The following is a 17,874-nucleotide window of genomic DNA, read 5'->3' as shown; positions in this document are numbered from 1 at the left end:
CCGGTCAATCTCATCGATCTTCCATACATGCTGGTATGGGTTGTGTGGACCATTTCACGTAGCTCCACCACTCAAGCTCATTACCAACCTCATCTTCCCGCTCGGCACGCCAGCTACGTTCATATATTGACGTGATCCTTCTCTGATGGGAGACACTTGCGGTACCAGTGTAGGAAGCGTGCTACCGGCATCATGAGGAGGAAACATGGCGTTCATTCGCACGAAGTCAGATGGGGCGAGTTACATATCTCCTGGCGAACTGTACAGGGACTTGCCGCGGCGTCCAGGTGCAGTTCCCGGCCTGTGGGCCCACCAGTCGGAGATGCTTAAGACCTTCACCTCTCATTCGAACAAGGCTGATGTTGCTCTAGAGCTACCGACGGGGACCGGCAAGACCCTGACTGGTCTACTCATTGCGGAGTGGACACGACGTAGTCGTCGCTCGCGTGTGATCTATGCGTGCCCCACACAACAGCTGGCACGTCAGGTCGCCGCTGCTGCCTTCCGCGAGGGTATCGAGGTGGCTGTTTTGATTGGCCGGCACACTGACTGGCCGGCTTCCGCGCATGCAGCGTATGAAGCCGCCGATGCGATTGCTGTCACAACCTACAGCAGCATTTTCAATAGCAATCCTCACCTAGCCGAAGCCGATTTGATACTGTTCGATGACGCACATGCAGGAGAGCAATACGTCGGCGAGGCATACAGTGTGGATCTGGGCCGTTGGAAGTCTCCCACTGAGTACATCACCGCCCTTGACGCTATCGCTCCGGCACTCGACGGCGTCTTTCTTGACCGTCTCCGAAGTGACCAACCGGATCCCGGGATCGGCGCCGATGTACGGATGGTTGTACCCCTTCGGCAACCAGGGATGGTCAGCGAACTCGATACCAAACTGAGCTCCTTCTCGTCCCCTCATAGCTACAGATACTCGATGATTCGGACTGGCCTGGCATCGTGCTTGGTGTATGTCGCATACTCGGGGATTTTGGTTCGCCCCTATCTTCCTCCGACCCATCAGAACCGCCTCTTCACGGGGGCCCGACAACGGGTCTACCTGTCGGCCACATTGGGAGAGGGAGGGGAACTCGAACGGGCCTTCGGTCGTGCAGGGATTCTCCGTCTAGAGCAGCCTGACGAGAGCACAGCACCGCGTTACGGCCGACGGTTCTTCGTCTTCCCGGAGTTCGTAGAGGGAGGGGACGCGGCTGAGCTGAGCCGTTCGATCGTTGCCGAGGCAGGAAAAGCGCTCGTTCTGTCACCCCGCACGGAGACCGCGATGGCCGGTGCCACCGCCCTGGCTCAACCGGGGTGGCCGGTTTGGGGCGTCGATCAGGTTGCCTCCGGCATTGACGCTTTCGCAATGCTTGAGCACGGAGTGTGTGGCTTAGCTGCACGATATGATGGGCTCGACCTTCCGGGAGATGCGTGCCGTCTTGTCGCGCTGGATGGAGTCCCAGATCAAGACAACCTTCAAGAACGGTTCCTGCAGTCACGCGCACGAGCCGGCGCCGCTTTGGCGGCGCGCGTACGAACCCGGGTCATCCAGGGGGCAGGACGGTGCACGCGAGGCCCGGGAGATACGGCAGTCGTGCTTGTTCTCAGCTCAGACCTTTCCAGGTACCTCACCCGTCCCGAGGTAGTAGCTGCTCTCGATTCAGAGCTACAAGCAGAAATCCGATTCGGACGGGAGAACTCCCAGAGCACCTCGGACATCAACGTACTCGGCAACGTTCGGGCCTTCCTCCACCAGCACACAGACGAGAGCTGGCGCACTCAAGCAGAACCAGCTCTCACCGATTATCGCCGAGAGATGCCGCAGCGAATGCCGGAGGGCACAACCGCTTTGTCTTCATGCGTCGATGAAGAGATTCAGGCATGGGCTGCGGCCACTATCGGAAACTGGGCTGACGCGTCGCGACATGCTCATGAGGTTGCACGCCTCGCGGGCACGGGAGGCGCAGACACCGCCGGTTACCGCGCATTCTGGATCTATCTCGAAGCGGCATGGGCAGACATAGCCGCAGAGCAAGCGGGTGATGATGCTGGTCGCGCCGCGGCGCAGCGGCTGATCCGACTTGCAGAGCAGGTCATGGGTCTCGGATCGTGGGTTCGACAGATGGCGCCGTTCCCCGCAATGCAGCGTTCCGCCCTATGTGCCGTAGATGCACACGCCGTCAGCACGGTAGCCACCATGTTGGACGCTGGAGTCAATCAAGGAACAATCCACCGGCGTATTGCTGAGATGCGCTCCGGGCTCGACCAACGAGATCCCGCCAAATACGAGCCGGCGTTGACAGAACTTGGGAAACTTGTCGGTGCGACAGCATCTAAGCCGCCGGGCACGGGGCGATGCGATTCGACTTGGTGCTGGGGGAACGAACTTTGGCTTGCTCTGGAAGCGAAGAGCGACCACGAGCCGACAGGAGTCGTCCCGCATAAGGATATCCGACAAGCCAACGATCAGCTGAGACTGCTTGCGGCCGACAGAGGTGTGGATGCCGCACCTGCCGACAGCGCAACGATTGTCATCTCCCCCAAGCCGAGCATTCACGATGACGGAATCAAAGGCGCGGAGTCTCATGTCCACCTGATCACGCCATCGACCATGGTCGAGGTCGCGTCCGATGTCAGCTCGGCATGGGAGGAACTGCTCGCCAGGAGTACGAATCGAACCTTGCAGGAACTACGCCAGCACGTTGCCGAAACATTCAACGCTCGGGGTGTCCTCCCCTCGCAAATTCATGAGCGAGTCACGCATGACCCAGTTGCCGCGAATGGCTAGGCCGTGTCAGTAGTAAAACACCCACCCTTCCCGGCTGCAACACTCGAAAAGACGTGCAAACTTATCGGTGACCTCTCCGTTTCGAATTCCGGCCGCGCCGTCACCCCTAAACCAGGTCGTATTGGACGGGCGGTAGATCGGCCCAAAGTCCCAGAATTGTCTTCAATTTAGGATTGAGTTGCTCAGCTGGAATGCGCATTACTCGCATGAGCTTACGGATTATTGGTTCGAATTCTTGATCAACCTTAGAGGCCGATAGAGATAGCAGCCATCTGAGATCGGAGATCCTTCCGATCGAACGGTCTCCATCAAGCCCAAGTCCGATGCGCCCGGCGACGAACTTCAAGTGGCTCATCGTTAGCGCTGATTTGCCGTCGATTCTGATCTCGTTGAGGAAACGTAGGACATCTAGATATTTGTCTTCCGCCGAGCCCTGCCCATGTCTAGTAATTCTCTCGGTCGCTGCCAGTGCAGGGACAAGCACTTCTCTGGGTTGTGCATTCTGGAGATACCTCCTCACCAGTATGTTCTCAACACCGGGCAGAGCATTTAGGGCCACGGAACAAGCCAGAATAGTTAATGGCTGCGGTGTTGTTCCGACATCTAGGATCCATGTGTTTTCGGAGATCTCCGTATCAAGTATCTCTACACCAAGTGGGCTCAGCGCGACTTGGGCCAATTTTGTTGGATTAAGTCCCATGACGAATGCATCCTGCCTGTGGTCAGTTGCGCCGCTGAGTTCGAGTTGGTTGTCAAGGGCCCACATGACGGCCAACAGGCTTTCGATGAACGCAAAGAGAGTGTCTGCAAAGTCTGCTAATGGAAGGATGCCGTTCGCCGTCTTTAGGTTCCTAAATGCAATGCCTTCTTCTGTCAATATATAGCTGAGCCCGTGGCTTGCTGCCGTTCGCAGGTCCTTATTGACCCCGCTGAAGAGCTTTGACAACTCTTCGTGTTTGACGATCGAATCACCGAGTGTTGTTGCCCCTTTGAGGAGCAGGGAAGAATAGGCTGCTGTCTTTTGTCCTGACACCAACAGAAGCCAGGCAAAAATCGGAAGCCCTCCCTCTTCGTACAGCGTGTGATACAGCTTCATGAGCTGTCGGAGGGCCTGTTCATCGGTTAGTGGACGTCCGAGCACGGCCTCAAGATTTAGGTGGACATCTAGGATGTTCTCCTTAGCACGAGCCAGATCCGCTACCGCTTGACCGTTTGTCATCAGCAGAGAGAGACGGTGAGCGTTCTGGCCGAACAGTTGGGTCGTGCCCTTGATAGTTCGGCGGAAGTTCTCCGGATCAAGGTGGACGTCTGCTAGGACGGTGAGTGACAGGTATTGAATCCCCTGTCCGGGGGCGATATGTGCTTTTGTCACCTGGCTTGCTGCGAGAGCACCGATCTCGTCGAGCTCGACGAGTCCTTTTGAGGGATATCGGAGTTGGAGCGCCGCAAGCAGATTATCGAAGCCGTTCTCCCAGTTGTCGCCTCGCTCGAGTAGCTCTGCTGCCTGTTGATACAAGGTGGCTGTGCCCAGTTGCTCGGTTAGACGATCCAGCCGTTGTTGATTTGTTTTAAGCGTTTCCTGGATATGGGCGATGTCCGGGCTGGTCAGCGCTTCTAACGTTGAGTCTGATATCGCGTTTAGATCCGCAGCTATTTTTCTCCATAACCTTAGTTGAGAAACGTAGGGGCGCAGGGGGGACAGTTCGTTTAATTGCTTCTTGAGTGCTCGTAACCGGATTATCACTCGGGCTAGCTGATCGATCTCCTTTGTTTTCGGTCGGGGAACTATAACTTGTTGGATACTGTGATCCCATGATTCCAGTGCCTCACTGAGCTGGTTAAGAACCAACGCAGGGCCTTGCTGCAGGAGCTCAGAGTGCCTTAACAGCGTTGGTGCCGCCCCCTCAATGGATGCAACGGAGGCATCTATTTGGAGGCGAACCTGTCGCCGAGCGGCCAACGCTGGATTTACCTCATTCGGACGGGGTTTGGCGCCACAGTCTGCGCACGGTTGCGTCAGGACCCGCATAGTCCCGCATCTTGTGCATCTGATAAGAGAGAGCTGGATGCGATCAGTCTTCCGCGGCATTATTGTCGTTGCTTCCTATCCGAATGAATACATATTTATTGCAAGAGGTCCAAGGCTCGTATTGCGGCCGGGGCCTGATAATTGATTCTGTTCACCGAGTCGCGCGTGATGCTGAGAAGCCGGAAATTTCGGCGGTGATGTGACGCCGTCATTTTCCAACCATAGAGGTGAGGAACACTCCCAGGCTGCCTGCGCAAATTTGAGGTCGGGAGACTTAACCCGATTGCGACAGCAAACCGTGTTATTTTCTCTACGCTCCAGTCTGCGACAAAAACTAAACGCGAATTATCGATTACCCTCGAAGTTCCTGCAAGGTTTAGACTTCCGCGTCGATCATAGAGGTAGCACTTTACAAAGTGCGATTAACAATTCGGTACACCGTGCTGCGGGCGACCCCGAAGAGTTCGGCGATTTCGGCGCTGGTGTGCTTGCCGCCGTGGTGGAGGGCCACGAGGTGTTTTTCCTGGGCGGGGGAGAGCTTGGGTTGCTTGCCGCGGAGCCGGCCCTTGGCTTTGGCGATCTGCATGCCTTCGCGGGTGCGGGCGCGGATGAGGTCGGACTCGAACTCCGCCACCATGGCCAGTACGTTGAACAGCAGCCGGCCGACCGGGTCGGTGGGGTCGTGAACGTTGCCGCCGAGGCTCAGCTTGATGTTGCGCTTGGTGAGGTCCTCGACGATGTCGCGGGCGTCGGGCAGGGAGCGGGCGAGACGGTCGAGCTTGGTGACCACCAGGGTGTCCCCGGCCCGGCAGGCGGCCAGAGCCTGGTTCAGTCCGGGGCGTTCGCGGTTCCGGCCGGTGAGCCCGTGGTCGACGTAGACCAAATCCTCGGGCACGCCGAGGGATTTCAATCCTGCCTGCTGGGAGGCGAGGTCTTGTTGGTTGGTGGAGACGCGGGCGTACCCGACCAGATGCGGCGACATGCCTCAAGTGTAGCGTTTAGGTTACCTTCACCGGGCATTAATGCGGGCTGGGTATACGCGAATATGACTTCCTTGAATTTTCAACGTATTTAACTGTCAAATTTTTGGACATCGGGTGTCGCGGTGGGGGATCGGCTTATGCGATGAGTTTCCGGGTGTGCCGCATGTGCGAGCATGACTTTCGAACAACTTCGAGATGCAGAGACGCCCAGGGAACAGTCGGAGTTGAAGCCACGCAGATCTCCGGGAACGATGGCCGAAGGCCTGTTCTGTGCTCACGTCGGACTAGAAATCATTCATTTAGAGGCTTTCCAGCGTCGTGATCACTTCGACGGCCCGCGTGAGGGTGTCCCGGATTGGTGAACGCTGTTCCAGGAGGCCCATCAGCTTCTTCAATTGTTCGGGACTGCTGTCCGGGGCGTCGAGCTTGACCTGAGCCCGAATTGTTCGTGCGCCCGCGGGTGTTGTGGTTTCTATGCCAAGGAAGGCTCGGAGATCGAAGTCGATTTCGATGTCCATGGCCATGGCCCGGAGATTGATACCTAATGCGGTGGCGCTGGCGGCCAGAGTAACGGCGTAACACCCAGCGAGTGCCTGAGCGATGTATTCGCCCGGTGACACCGCGCTGTCTGTGCCCAACAATGCTGTCGGTTCGTCGCTGGACATTGAGAACCGACCGGTTCGTGACTCGTCAAGTGTGTCTCCTTGGCGCAGGGGACCGGTGCTTGATTGGAGGCGGAATCCCCCTGTCCATTCGCCGGATACGGAGAAAGTCACTTGGCCCAAACGAGGGTTGCTCCTGACGGCATCAATTGTTTGTTCGAGAGCGGTAGGGTCGATGTCATTAGTAATGGTCACTGGGTTCCTCGCATCTATATACAGCCGAATCGGGATTCACGTGAAGGACCCAAATCGGCAGTTGGGTGGGTAACACGTCCATGTTCATTTGCTGATGAGAAGACGCGTCGGTTCGAGTCGGTTTATCGCGTATAGGCCGTCTGATGGGTTGGCCTTGAATTACTACCAAGTCTGTTGGTTACGATCATGATTGTCTTTGGCGATCGTTCCCAATCTGAGGGAGCAAGGCTGTGAAATTCCACAATGCCCCCTTATTAGGTCCGAGCGGTGAGGTATGCCATACGATTAGTCGATGGAATACAGCCTTGTCGAATCCAGCATTTAAAAGAAAAGAAGGAATGGCTGTTGGAACCAAGCTATGGGGAGATACCCAAATGAACATGGTCTCCCGTCACCAACTTTTGGGGGCAATCGCCGATAATGTCACTGAGATATCGCGAGAGATCACTAAAACTACTGTCGGGACCATTCCTGCCTATGCAGGTTTTGAAGGCGAGCTGCAAGGGACGATATCAATTGTTATTGACACTTTCCTGCAGCATGCCCAAGGAACCCGCAAGGACCTGAATCCTGAGCTCATCGCTAATGCCCGGCGACGTGCACATCAAGGCTTTGACGGTGGAGCCATGACTCAATCATGGCGGGTGGTCAATCGCGGGATGTGGAACTGGTTGACGACGCAGTGCCCGGTGGACTTCGATGCGCGGGGCGATGGTCTCGTCTTGTGGAACGATTTCCTGGATCTTTCCGAACGCTATGTCGGTGCGGTTACGGATGCCTTCTTCGAAGCACAGAGCGAGCTGAAGGCCGGAGAACTTGTATCCCGGCGTTCCGCTATGGACGCACTTCTGGAGGGTCGTTCACCGGATCAAACTTCCAAAACGCTTCATGCGCTCGGTATCCGTTCGGACAGGATTTTTCTTGCTGCCTGCTCGTTTACCGGACAGAACCCGGCGAATCTGGCAGAATCACCGTTTGTCCTGGAGCCGGTCCTGCGCGACCTGCAGGCGCACCGCAGGCGGCTGCCTTGGACAGTCTTTCGAGGAATGCTGATTGTCTGTCTGCCGGATGACATGCACAGTCGCGAGAGCCTCAAACAGCTGCCGGACCGCCTTAGTCAAGCCATGAACGTTGGCATCAGCAGGCCATCGCCAGCAACCTTTAGTCTTGATACCCCCCTACGCCAGGCTACGCTGGCGCTCCTCGGAGCCGGGGGTGCTGAGCGGGTAGTGGATTTCGATTCATTGTCCCTAGTGCAGATTGCTGCACTGCAAGCGGATCTGCAGCCGGGCGACGTCCCACCGAAGATTGAAGCTTTTTTAGCCCAAGACGTCAAAATGAACCATGAATGGGTTGAAACTGCACGGGCGTTGACGAAGTCGCAGGGGAATGTGGCCCAGGCAGCGCAGAAACTTCATGTGCATACAAACACCATTTACTATCGAATCGCCGCCGTCCGGGAATTTTGCGACTTGGATCTTCGCAGCCTGAACCTGTTGGCTGATATCCAGTTCCTGCTGGCCTGCAAGGATTTCGGAACCTATCACTAAATGCCAGAGTGAGGAGCGGCTCGTTTTCGATGTCTAACTGCATTCCCAAGGTTCAGATGCGCGGCTGTACTGGGAGTGTGGGTGGTGGGTGGTGGCAGAACGTCGAGTCTTCTTCGAAAGGCAATTGGTGTTTTTGTTGCTGATAGAGCAAGGAGGCGGTTGTTCGCATTTATATTTGCGGCGTGCTTCCGCGTGGTTGCGCGACTTCTAAGCAACTGTAGGAAGACGATGCTTGGTACAGAGGCATGCCATTAGGGCAAGTACTGCCTGGTCGATATGGTGGCGCATGCAAGGAAAGGAATCAGGACAATACTGCCGGCAATGACTGCATAACCACCGTCCATCTGTATTGAGAAGGCTCTGCCGCTGAACGCCTCAGGACAGTATTCACGTAATAGGAACGAGAGCAGCGCTGACTCGTCGATAACCGTTAGCTCCAGACCACGTATAGGTCGTTATGGCCCGAGGCTCCACGCTCCACTGAGTATTTGACGCGTTGGGCACCACCCAATCGTGCGGTTCAGCACCACCGTTCGTGCGAGAGAGCACCAGTGGTGGTGTGGCTGGGAACCACTGGTGCCCTCCGCCATGGATTATGCGCTGGCCAGCGCGGCATGCTCCCTCATGTTGTAGGTGCCGGTCTCGACCCAGATCGTGTTGTGGATGATACGGTCCATGATCGCGTCCGCGTGGACACCGGAGCCGAGCCGCTGATGCCAGTCCTTCTGCGAATACTGGGTGCAGAACACCGTTGACGTTTCGCCGTAGCGGCGCTCCATCAGCTCCAGCAACATGCCGCGCATCGATTCCGTCGGTCGGTCCAATAGCCACTCGTCAATAACGAGCAGCGTGAACGCGGCGTACTTGCGCAGGAACTTCGCGGACCCTCCCGGGCTGTCTTGCGCGGCGACCCAGGCTTCCTCGAGGTCGGGCATGCGGACGTAGTGGGCCCTGATGCGGTGTTCGCAGGCACGCTTGGCGATGGCGCACCCCAGGTATGATTTCCCCGAGCCGGTGAATCCCTGGAAGACAACGTTCTGCTGCCGGGTGACGAAGGAGCAGGTGCCGAGCTGGGCCAGCAGCTCCCGGTTGAGGCTGCGCTCCTCGAGAAGGTCGATGCGGCGCAGGTCGGCGCTCGGGTAACGAAGCCCGGCCCGCCGGATCAGGCCCTCGACCTTGGAATGCGCAAAGGTGGAATAGGCGTCATCGACGACCAGCCGCACCCGCTCTTCGAAGGGCATGCCGAGGCTGAGCGTCTCATCCTGGCTGTCGATCGCATCCAGGAGTTCTCCGGCATTCATTTCGCGGAGCTTGCGTTTGGTCTCCCCGTCCAACCGGCTCATCGGGTGCCACCGGCGTAGTAGGCGCTGCCGCGGACGTATCCGCCCTCTTCCGCCTCGGGCTCGTCGGGGACGCGCCCCGTCTTGTCTTGCCCGGTGTCGAGGATCGGGCGCAGGTGCGCATATCGGGGAGAACGGATCGGTCCGCGCAGCGCCAGCTCGCAGGCCGCCTCGACCCGCGCCGGGGAGAACCGGCGGGAGAGGCGCAGCACCGCCAAGGCCGGATCGAAGCCGGCCTCCTCGATGGAGGCTGCCTCGAAGATCTTGCCGATCACGCTCGTCGTGGCCGGGCCCATCCGGGCTGCCCAGTCCTCGATCCGGCCCCGGTCCCAAGCCTGCCAACTGCGCCCCTCTGGCATGTCCGCGTCGTTGGTCTGATACTGGTTCACCGTGCTTGCCGGCAGCAGCAGGTGGCTGGTCAGTCGCTCATCACCCCGATAGACCTCCAGCATCGTATCCGTCACCCGAAGGTCAACGTGGGCGCCGATGTGGCCAAAGGGCACGGAGTAGAAGTTCCGAGCCCAGACCACGTGGGCGTTCTTGTTCACTTTGCGCCTGTAGGCCCACGTGCTGATCTCGAACGCGGCTGCCGGCAGCGGTTGCATCAGCGGCAGCTCCTCGGTGGTGAACACGCTCAGCCGGGAGCCGGCGCGTTTCTGGAACGGTTGCCGGTTATAGGCATCGATCTGTTCCCGGGTCCGGGTGCGCAACTGCGCCAACGAGGTGAACTGCTCATGCCTGAGCCCCGCGATGACCCATGTCGCCACATGTGAGACGGTGTTTTCAACGCTCGCTTTATCCTTTGGAGCCCGAACCCTGCCCGGCAACACCGCGGCCGAATAGTGCGCCGCCATTTCCCGGTAGGCGTCGTTGAGAACGACCTCTCCCTCGCGTGGGTGGGAGATCACCCCGGTCTTCAGGTTGTCGGGCACCAGGCGTGGAACGCTGCCGCCGAAGAAGGCGAACATCGCCGCGTGGGCACGCAACCAGCTGTCCTGCTTCATGTCCAAGGTGGCTTCCACGAACGCATAACGGCTGAACGGCAGGCAGGCGACGAACAAATACACCTTCGAGATCTCACCCATGGTCGGATCCAGCAGCTGCATCGTGGGACCGGACCAGTCCACCTCGATGCTGCGGCCGGCCTTGTGCCCGACCCGGGACGATGCCCCGGTCACGGCGGCGTGCTCGCCATAGAGGCGGCAGAACCGGTCGTAGCTCATGACCGGCTGCCCTGCGCGGGAGGTCGTGTCGACATATTCCTGGTGCAAAAGCTTCAACGTCACCCCGACCCGCGCCAGCTCGGTGTGCACCCGGGCCCAGTCCGGTTGCGCGAATACGCTCTCCCGGACCCCGCGGCCGGGAAACAACGCCGCATACACCTCGGCCTCGGACATCTCGGCGACGTCATCCCAACCAAGTCCCGCCAGCTCCGCCGCATCGAGGACCGCCTGGATGCTGTGCCGGGATATCTTATGGGCAGACTCGATCGCTCGCCGCGACAGGCTCTGGTTACGCAGCTGCAATACCAGCTTCGCTTTGATCTTCCGTACCATTGCCGGTACTCCTTCCACCATGTGGCCATCACATGGTGGAAGGAGCCTTGCAGGTGGTGCTCAAACACACCAGCGGTGGTGCTCAAACACGCCAATCGCGCTACCGGGCGGTGGAGCTCACCCGCACCACAAGTGGAGCCCACCAGGGCCAATATTCACCACTCAGTGGAGAGGATCACGGCTGTGGCGTTGAAAAGGAGCATGAATGATCGGGCGCAGAGTGGGCGGTTCCGATTGGAACCGCCCACTCGCATTCTGCATTTCGTCCGGTTCCCTAAATAATTGCTGCGGGCCGCTTGAACCTGGCGGCATATTCCTCGCCGCTTGTTCGGGACTCTGGATCGCGGTTGGCTGCCATGAGGGAAGGCAAATCGTCGCGGTGACCGGACAACATCTCTTCGGCCGCTTCCCGAACCCGTTTCGCCGTTTCCATCAGAACGAAAGACGAACGGTTAGTCAGAGCCGACGCTACTTTGGAGACACGACTCTCGAGATCAGCCGGCTCGAAAACATCGGTGAAATATCCGCACTCGTGCCCCTCAGCTGCGAGCATCTTGCGCCCGGTGAGAACTAAGTCGGCGGTACGCGTTAAGCCGATCAGGCGGGCAAGGCGCGGGAAACCGCCCATTGAAAGTGGCACCCCCAAGTCCAGCTCCGATACGCGGAGTGAGGCATCAGTGGAGGCATATCTGAGTTCACATAAGGTTGGAAGAACCAGCCCCCCGCCCACAGCATGCCCCTGGACTTGGGCGATCTTGACTACGGGGGCTCTTTCAATATCCACGAACATCTGCTGAAAGTCCGAATATTCCAACAGCCGATCCCGCGCCGATTCTGCCTTCCAGGGTGCGTTCAGATCATGCCCGGCGCAAAATGACGATCCCTCGCCGCTAAGGATCATGACCTTCGCATCGTTCCGGTAGGCATACTTTTTCACGGCATAAGAAACCTCGCGCCCGACCTCTATATTCAATGCATTCAGTTTGTCAGGCCGATTCAGGCGGAGTCGAATAATACCTGCGTCGATAGAGATGGTTACGTTGTCCAGAAGTTCAGTGTCCATTGGTCCGCTCCTGCGGGATTGAAAATGCTGAGTTGTTCAAGTCATTACCTGCCGTTTCCGGGATTTTCTTGACAACGACTATGGCTGCCAGGCAGACGGCGATGAGATAAAAAGCTGGGGACAATGGCGAGCCCGTACTTTCTACTAGTAGCTGACTGATGAACGGCATGGTGCCACCAAAGATCGCGTATCCGAGATTGTAGGAGAGTCCGATGCCGGTCGACCGCACACTGGTGGGGAAAAGCTCGTATAGGGCGACATAACCGCCTCCGCCGAAGATAGAGATCCCGACGGCCAGGAAGAGTTGCGCTGCCAGGGCCCCTAGGAATGTCCCCGTAGTACACAGGAGATAAGCGGGCAAGGCCGCAACAGCCAAGTATATTGTCCCGATGCCCATGAGCGGGCGGCGCCCGTATTTGTCGGCCAGTTTGCCGCATAGCGGAAGGAGGAAAACAACACCGAGCACTGATATGGATGTGCTCAACATGGCTGGAATGGTCGCCATTTTGATTGTAGTGACGAGGAACGTGAACATATAGCTGTGTACGGTGTAGGCACTTACCGCCAGAACGCTGATGACAAGGCAGACGTACACTATGGCTTTCCTATGGGTGGTTGTTGCCTCCCTGATGGGTTTTTCAGAGAGCGCTCCCTCTTCAGCGAGGATCCGGAACTCATCCGACTCCTCCACCTTTAGACGGATTATAAGTCCGATGACAGCCAAGACACCGCCGAGAAGGAACGGAACTCGCCATATTCCGGCGTTGTAAGCTTCGACGCCGAAAACCCCATTAAGGCCAAGGATAAAGAAGCCTGCGAAGGCTGACGGCAGGAAGCTTGCTGCAAACGCGACGCCGATCCACATACCTCGTTTAGACGGAGGTGCGGACTCAATGACAAGGGGACCCATGCTGGACGCTTCGCCTCCAGCTGCAAATCCCTGAGTCAATCGGCAGAGAAGCAACAGGGCGGGAGCCGCAAGGCCAATGGAGGCATATGTCGGCAGTAGGCCGCAAATCAATGTTGCCCCACCCATAAGGAGGATGGTTCCCGAAAGAATGTTTCGGCGCCCCAAGCGGTCACCCAATACTCCGCACACGATGCCTCCCACTGGGCGCATGAGGAACCCGGCTCCGTACACAGCAAAAATGCTCAATACAGCTGCGGTGGAATTGGTGGCCGGGAAGAAATTTGCGGCCAGGACCGGAGCCAATGAGGCATAGACGAGGAAGTCGTACCATTCGACGAACTGTCCTACTGCCGCCCCCCGCAGAAGACGTTTCTGTTGTTTGGTGACGCCCGGCTCAGACTCGGGGGCGGCGGTGGTTTGCCCCGGCGTTGCGGCAATATCCATCTGTTTACTCCTTGCTTGCTAATAGTGGAGACAGGATTTCTTCGTTATGTTGGCCAACGCTGGCGAAGCCTTCGGCGTGGGACATGTTTCGCGGTTCGATGCGGATCGGGTTTCCGGCCAGTTTGATGGAGGAGGACCCGCTGATTTTCATGTCGACAATCATTTCCCGCAGGTTTGCCTGTTCCGAGTCGAGCAGTTCCTCTGCGCGTTGCAGCGGCGAGGAAGGAACCCCGGTCTCGGCAAGCATCTTAGATGTTTCCACCCGTGTCCTTGTTGCGAGCCACTGGGTCAATCTGGGCTCGATCACGTCTTTCAAATGTTTTGTGCGTCCGGTGCCGTGCTCCAGGCGGGGGTCAGCGGCGAGGTCGTCCAATCCTGCGACTTTGCACAGGGCGTGCCACTGGTCATCGCTGATGACGCAAATGCAAAGCCAGCCGTCGGAGGCTTCGAAGAACCCGTAGGGCGCGAACCAGCCATGGTGGTCGGCGCCGAGGTCAAGGTTCATATCGGCTCCCGACTTGAGGGCAATACTCCACTCGTTCATCGAAAGCATGGCATCGTACATGGCCGTGTCCACCCGTGACCCGGCCCCGGTGGTAGCCCGACGGACCAGGGCCATAGCTATTCCCGCTGCCGCGTAGACGGAAGTGATGCTATCGCCGAACGGCAAGCCCACGGCACGGGGACGGGAGCCTTCCATCGGCAATTGGCTGACTACACCAGCCATGGATTCTGCCACCAGGTTGAAGGCCGGCCAGGAACGATACTCGCTTTCGGTGTGGCCGAATCCACTGATCGAAGCGTAGATTAACCGAGGATTGATGCGTTGCAGCTCATTCCATCCCAAGCCCCAGGCATCCATGGCACCGGGCCTGAAATTCTCCACCAAAACGTCGGCGGATCGGATGAGGGCTTCAAAGAGAGGCCGCTGTTCCGGGGAACGAATATCCAACGTCACAGACTTCTTTCCGCGGTTATGGCGCAGAAAGTACGTGCTGATTGATTCGCCGTCCTGCAAGTCCATCATCTGTGGAAGTTCACGATTGACCTCCCCCCGGGCCGGTTCGACCTTAATGACCTCAGCTCCGCCGTCCGCCAAAAGCATCGTGCAATACGGGCCGGAAAGGTAACGGGTCAGATCAAGCACCCGGATCCCCTGCAGAGGCGGGATCCCGGCATCGTCGGGAAAAATTCCTGTTGCTGTGGCCATCTCCGGAAGTCCTTCGTGTCGTCTGAGGCAACGCCTCGGTGATCTACCTCACTATCTTCTCCTGTTCGTAAGGCGCCGGTCACTGGAGGACTTAGAAGACTGCCGCGCTTCACACTGTGGAATCACACAACCAGAGGAAAGAAACCTCTAGCTAGCTGTCAGGTGGGAAGCGTTGGATGGGGGTTTCGCGCATGTTAGCTAGGAAGCCTGAAACGATTCGTGCGGTGGCTTTCTTGTAGTCCTCGTCTTGGCACAAAATTGTCTGGTCCGCTCTTAATTCACCGGAAGACAGAGCGAACCTCCGCAGCCCTAATTGAGCTTGAGGATAGTTTGACTGGGCCTCCACGTAGGAACTCGAATTCGAGTCCATTGTTCAAAACTGCTGGGCCAAGAGTTTATTCTCTTCCACGCAGGAGGCCTGTACTTGGGTTGTTTTTCTAGAGGACGCCAAGCCCTTACCCTTCACGACCATGTTGTTCGAGACAATGGTCATCCGATGGCGTCCGAATCGCGCAGGGCGCCGATAAAACGGCTGGGGATCCCGCTGAGCCCGAAACCTCAGACAGTGATGATCACCCCGTCTCGCATTTTCAAGGTCAGAGACTGGGCAGCGTCAACTACTACTTTCGCTGACATGGATCTTTTTTCGGGACCCATGATATGGATTGCGCCGTTTTCTTGTCCCGACCGGCCCCAGGGGGCGTATTGATGCTGCTATCAGTTGAGGTGGACAGGGGAACCCTTGGGCCTGTCTTCAGATGTTCGGTCTGAATCTTGGTCCTGGCCGTCGTCGGGAATTGCCCTCCTGTCCAGGATGGCCCGCGCGTGGCGCAGGATCGGCTCGTCGACCATCTGCCCCTCAAAGGTAAAGACGCCGTTAGCGTCTTCGGCAGCGGCGAGTAGGCGCGCGGCCCGGTCGACCTGTTCCGGTGTCGGCATGAAGGCCTTGCGAATGACGGCCATTTGCCCGGGATGGATGGAGGCCTTGGCCCCGAATCCCGAGGCCTGGGCGTCAATGGATTCGGCCAGCAAGCCCTGATGGTCGGGAATGTTGATGTAGACCGAGTCGATGGCTACCTTGCCGAAAGCGCCGGCGGCCAGCAGCACCTGGGACCGGGCGTGCCGTGCCACGTCCCGGTACGTGCCGGATTCCTGGCGGGAGGAAGATCCGCCGAGGGACGCAACCAGGTCCTCCGCGCCCCACATCAAGCCCACGACGTGGCGGGCGGCAGCAATTTGCGGGGCATTGATGATCCCCAGCGCGGTCTCGCACAGGGCCACGACGTTGAAATCGGCGACGGTGGCCAAGTCGCCAAGGGTTTCGGTTTTGGCGAGCATGATGGTGCGGTAGGCGGTCCGCTGGACCGCGGCCACGTCCGCGGCGAAGTCCAGGGTGCCGACCGGATTGATCCGCACGATGGTGCGTTCCGGATCCAGGGGGTTATCGATGAGCATGCGACGCGCCCCGGCGCGGTTTTCCGCCGCGACGGCGTCCTCGAGGTCCAGGATCACCGCATCTGCGCGTTCCAGTGCCTTGGCATATCGGTCCGACCGGTCCGCGGGGCAAAACAGGATTGCCGGTCCCATGGTGAAGTTTTTCATGCCTAGTCCATTCCCGCGGTGTTCATGGATGTCGTGTGGGCGTCCCTGGTCCACATCATGCAGGTGCGAGTGGCGGTGGCCACGACCACGCCGTCCTGGTTCCTGCCGGTGTGTTTCATCGTGACAATTCCCTGTCCCGGACGGGACTTGGAGAGCCGGATGCCGGTGACTTCTGTTTCGGTGTAGAGCGTGTCGCCGTGGAACATCGGATGCGGGAATTTCACCGCGTCGATCCCGAGCTGGCCGATGATGGTCCCCTCCGTCATTTGCGGAACCGACTGCCCGATCATGGTTCCCAGGGTGAAGAGGGAATTCATGAGCCGCTGCCCGAAGGGCTGGGTGGCACTCCAGGCAGCGTCCAGGTGCAGGCCCTGGTTGTTCATGGTCAGCGAGGTGAAGAGCACGTTGTCGGTCTCGGTCAGGGTGCGCCCGGGACGGTGCGCGTACACCACACCCTCGCGCAACTCGTCCAGGTAGAACCCACGTTGCTCCACGCGCTCGGGGGTCTGGGTGCTCATGCGCTGTGCTCCAATTCGATTTGGGGGATTTCGGTGTCGTTGGCTTCGGCTTCCACGATTTTCACCGTGGCAATGATCTGGTTGGCCTTGACCAGATCGCCGACCTTGAGGTGGCTCATGTGGACGATTCCGTCGCTGGGCGAGAGCATTTGGTGTTCCATCTTCATGGCCTCAATCGATGCCAGGACCTGTCCGGCCACAACTTTCTGTCCGTCGCTTATCTGGACGGCAATGACCGTTCCGGGCATGGGGGAGCGCACCTCGGGGGACAGAGTTCCTGCGTCGCGGTCCATGGCAGCGAGCTCGCGGGCCAGATGTTCCCGGCGGCTCAAGGGGTGGATGGCGGTGGCCCAGCCGTCGCGGGAGAGCCAGATGGTGCCGTCGGGGGCAATCGAGATGCCCACTGGCCGGATCACCCCGTTGACGGATATGGCACCGGAGGTGCTGGGCAGCACCGTGAATTCGTTGCCGTCAACCAGGACGGTGGTTTCGGCACCGGTGGAGCGGGCCCGCAAGGAAACGACGTGACCGTCGATCTCCATATATAGGGCGGAGTCGACAGGCGTGCCCAGGCGCCACCCGTCTCCCCGGTGCCAGGTGCCACCAGTGTGTTCCCTGGTGCCCAGCGCCAGGTGCGCTGCCAGCGCCAGATCGCTGTCGTCCACGGAACGGAAGTGCATCTGCGCCATCTTGCGCCCGATCAGGTTGGTGTCCAGCTTGCCCGCCGCAACGTCCTGGTCATTGATGAGCAGCCGCAGGTATTCGATGTTGGTCAGCACGCCCAGCACCACGGTTTGGGACAGGGCCCGGTCCAGTCGGGTGAGGGCCTCGGCGCGGTCGGCGCCCCAGGTGATGACCTTGGCGAGCATCGGATCGTAGTGGGCGGAAATTTCCAGGCCGTTGCGCAGCGAGCTATCCACACGCACGTGCTCGCCCGTTGGTTCCTGCACGTGCAGGATGGTGCCGATGGACGGCAGGAAGTCATGGGCCGGGTCCTCGGCATAGAGCCGTGCCTCCACCGCATGGC

General features: G+C 58.7%; 13 protein-coding genes. 2 read left to right on the top strand and 11 right to left on the bottom strand.

The genetic code is table 11. The features are described 5' to 3' along the window. The first annotated feature begins 205 nt into the window (after positions 1–205). Positions 206–2,785 carry a DEAD/DEAH box helicase gene (locus tag JOF46_RS21755; RefSeq protein ID WP_342592573.1) on the top strand — a complete coding sequence of 860 codons (2,580 nt, stop codon included), beginning with the start codon at positions 206–208 and terminating at the stop codon, positions 2,783–2,785. Between the two features lie 106 nt (positions 2,786–2,891). Here JOF46_RS21755 and JOF46_RS21750 read toward each other — a convergent pair whose 3' ends face one another. From JOF46_RS21750 to JOF46_RS21740, 3 genes are all read right to left on the bottom strand, one after another. Next, the gene (locus JOF46_RS21750; protein WP_209912174.1) at positions 2,892–4,634 is read right to left on the bottom strand and encodes a hypothetical protein; all 1,743 of its coding nucleotides are present in this window, start codon (positions 4,632–4,634) and stop codon (positions 2,892–2,894) included. 589 nt (positions 4,635–5,223) lie between these two features. Beyond that, a complete protein-coding gene (locus JOF46_RS21745; RefSeq protein ID WP_209912173.1) occupies positions 5,224–5,796 on the bottom strand; it encodes a recombinase family protein in 573 nt (190 codons plus the stop codon). Between the two features lie 300 nt (positions 5,797–6,096). Continuing rightward, a complete protein-coding gene (locus tag JOF46_RS21740; RefSeq protein WP_209912171.1) occupies positions 6,097–6,462 on the bottom strand; it encodes an OsmC family protein in 366 nt (121 codons plus the stop codon). A 422-nt stretch (positions 6,463–6,884) separates the two neighbouring features. Between JOF46_RS21740 and JOF46_RS22795 the strand changes: the two genes are divergently transcribed. Continuing rightward, a complete protein-coding gene (locus JOF46_RS22795; RefSeq protein ID WP_209912169.1) occupies positions 6,885–8,204 on the top strand; it encodes a PucR family transcriptional regulator in 1,320 nt (439 codons plus the stop codon). Between the two features lie 593 nt (positions 8,205–8,797). On the opposite strand, the gene JOF46_RS21730 is transcribed toward JOF46_RS22795, so the two are convergent. The 8 genes from JOF46_RS21730 to JOF46_RS21695 form a co-directional block, all read right to left on the bottom strand. After that, positions 8,798–9,547, bottom strand: a complete 750-nt coding sequence (locus tag JOF46_RS21730; protein WP_209912167.1) for an ATP-binding protein — start codon at positions 9,545–9,547, stop codon at positions 8,798–8,800. Further along, a complete protein-coding gene (gene istA, locus JOF46_RS21725; protein ID WP_209912165.1) occupies positions 9,544–11,100 on the bottom strand; it encodes an IS21 family transposase in 1,557 nt (518 codons plus the stop codon). Before istA ends, JOF46_RS21730 begins: the two co-directional genes overlap by 4 nt. 274 nt (positions 11,101–11,374) lie before the next feature. Continuing rightward, entirely contained in the window at positions 11,375–12,163 is a 789-nt protein-coding gene (locus tag JOF46_RS21720) for an enoyl-CoA hydratase/isomerase family protein (RefSeq protein ID WP_209912163.1), read from the bottom strand. After that, positions 12,153–13,517 (bottom strand): MFS transporter, encoded by a 1,365-nt coding sequence (locus JOF46_RS21715; protein WP_209912161.1) that lies wholly within the window; start codon positions 13,515–13,517, stop codon positions 12,153–12,155. Before JOF46_RS21715 ends, JOF46_RS21720 begins: the two co-directional genes overlap by 11 nt. A 4-nt stretch (positions 13,518–13,521) precedes the next feature. Further along, positions 13,522–14,727, bottom strand: a complete 1,206-nt coding sequence (locus JOF46_RS21710) for a CaiB/BaiF CoA transferase family protein (protein WP_209912159.1) — start codon at positions 14,725–14,727, stop codon at positions 13,522–13,524. A gap of 717 nt (positions 14,728–15,444) precedes the next feature. Further along, positions 15,445–16,329 carry an HpcH/HpaI aldolase/citrate lyase family protein gene (locus JOF46_RS21705; RefSeq protein ID WP_209912157.1) on the bottom strand — a complete coding sequence of 295 codons (885 nt, stop codon included), beginning with the start codon at positions 16,327–16,329 and terminating at the stop codon, positions 15,445–15,447. Between the two features lie 2 nt (positions 16,330–16,331). Next, on the bottom strand, positions 16,332–16,847 hold the full coding sequence (locus tag JOF46_RS21700) for a MaoC family dehydratase (protein ID WP_209912154.1): 516 nt from the start codon (positions 16,845–16,847) through the stop codon (positions 16,332–16,334). Then, positions 16,844–17,874 (bottom strand): biotin/lipoyl-containing protein (locus JOF46_RS21695; protein WP_209912152.1); only part of this gene is annotated, 1,031 nt, incomplete at its 5' end. The genes JOF46_RS21695 and JOF46_RS21700, both read right to left, overlap by 4 nt.

Source organism: Paeniglutamicibacter psychrophenolicus, assembly GCF_017876575.1.
GTDB classification, from domain to species: domain Bacteria; phylum Actinomycetota; class Actinomycetes; order Actinomycetales; family Micrococcaceae; genus Paeniglutamicibacter; species Paeniglutamicibacter psychrophenolicus.
Note: the sequence above shows the minus strand (reverse complement) of the source record. Positions and strands in the feature narration are given on the sequence as shown.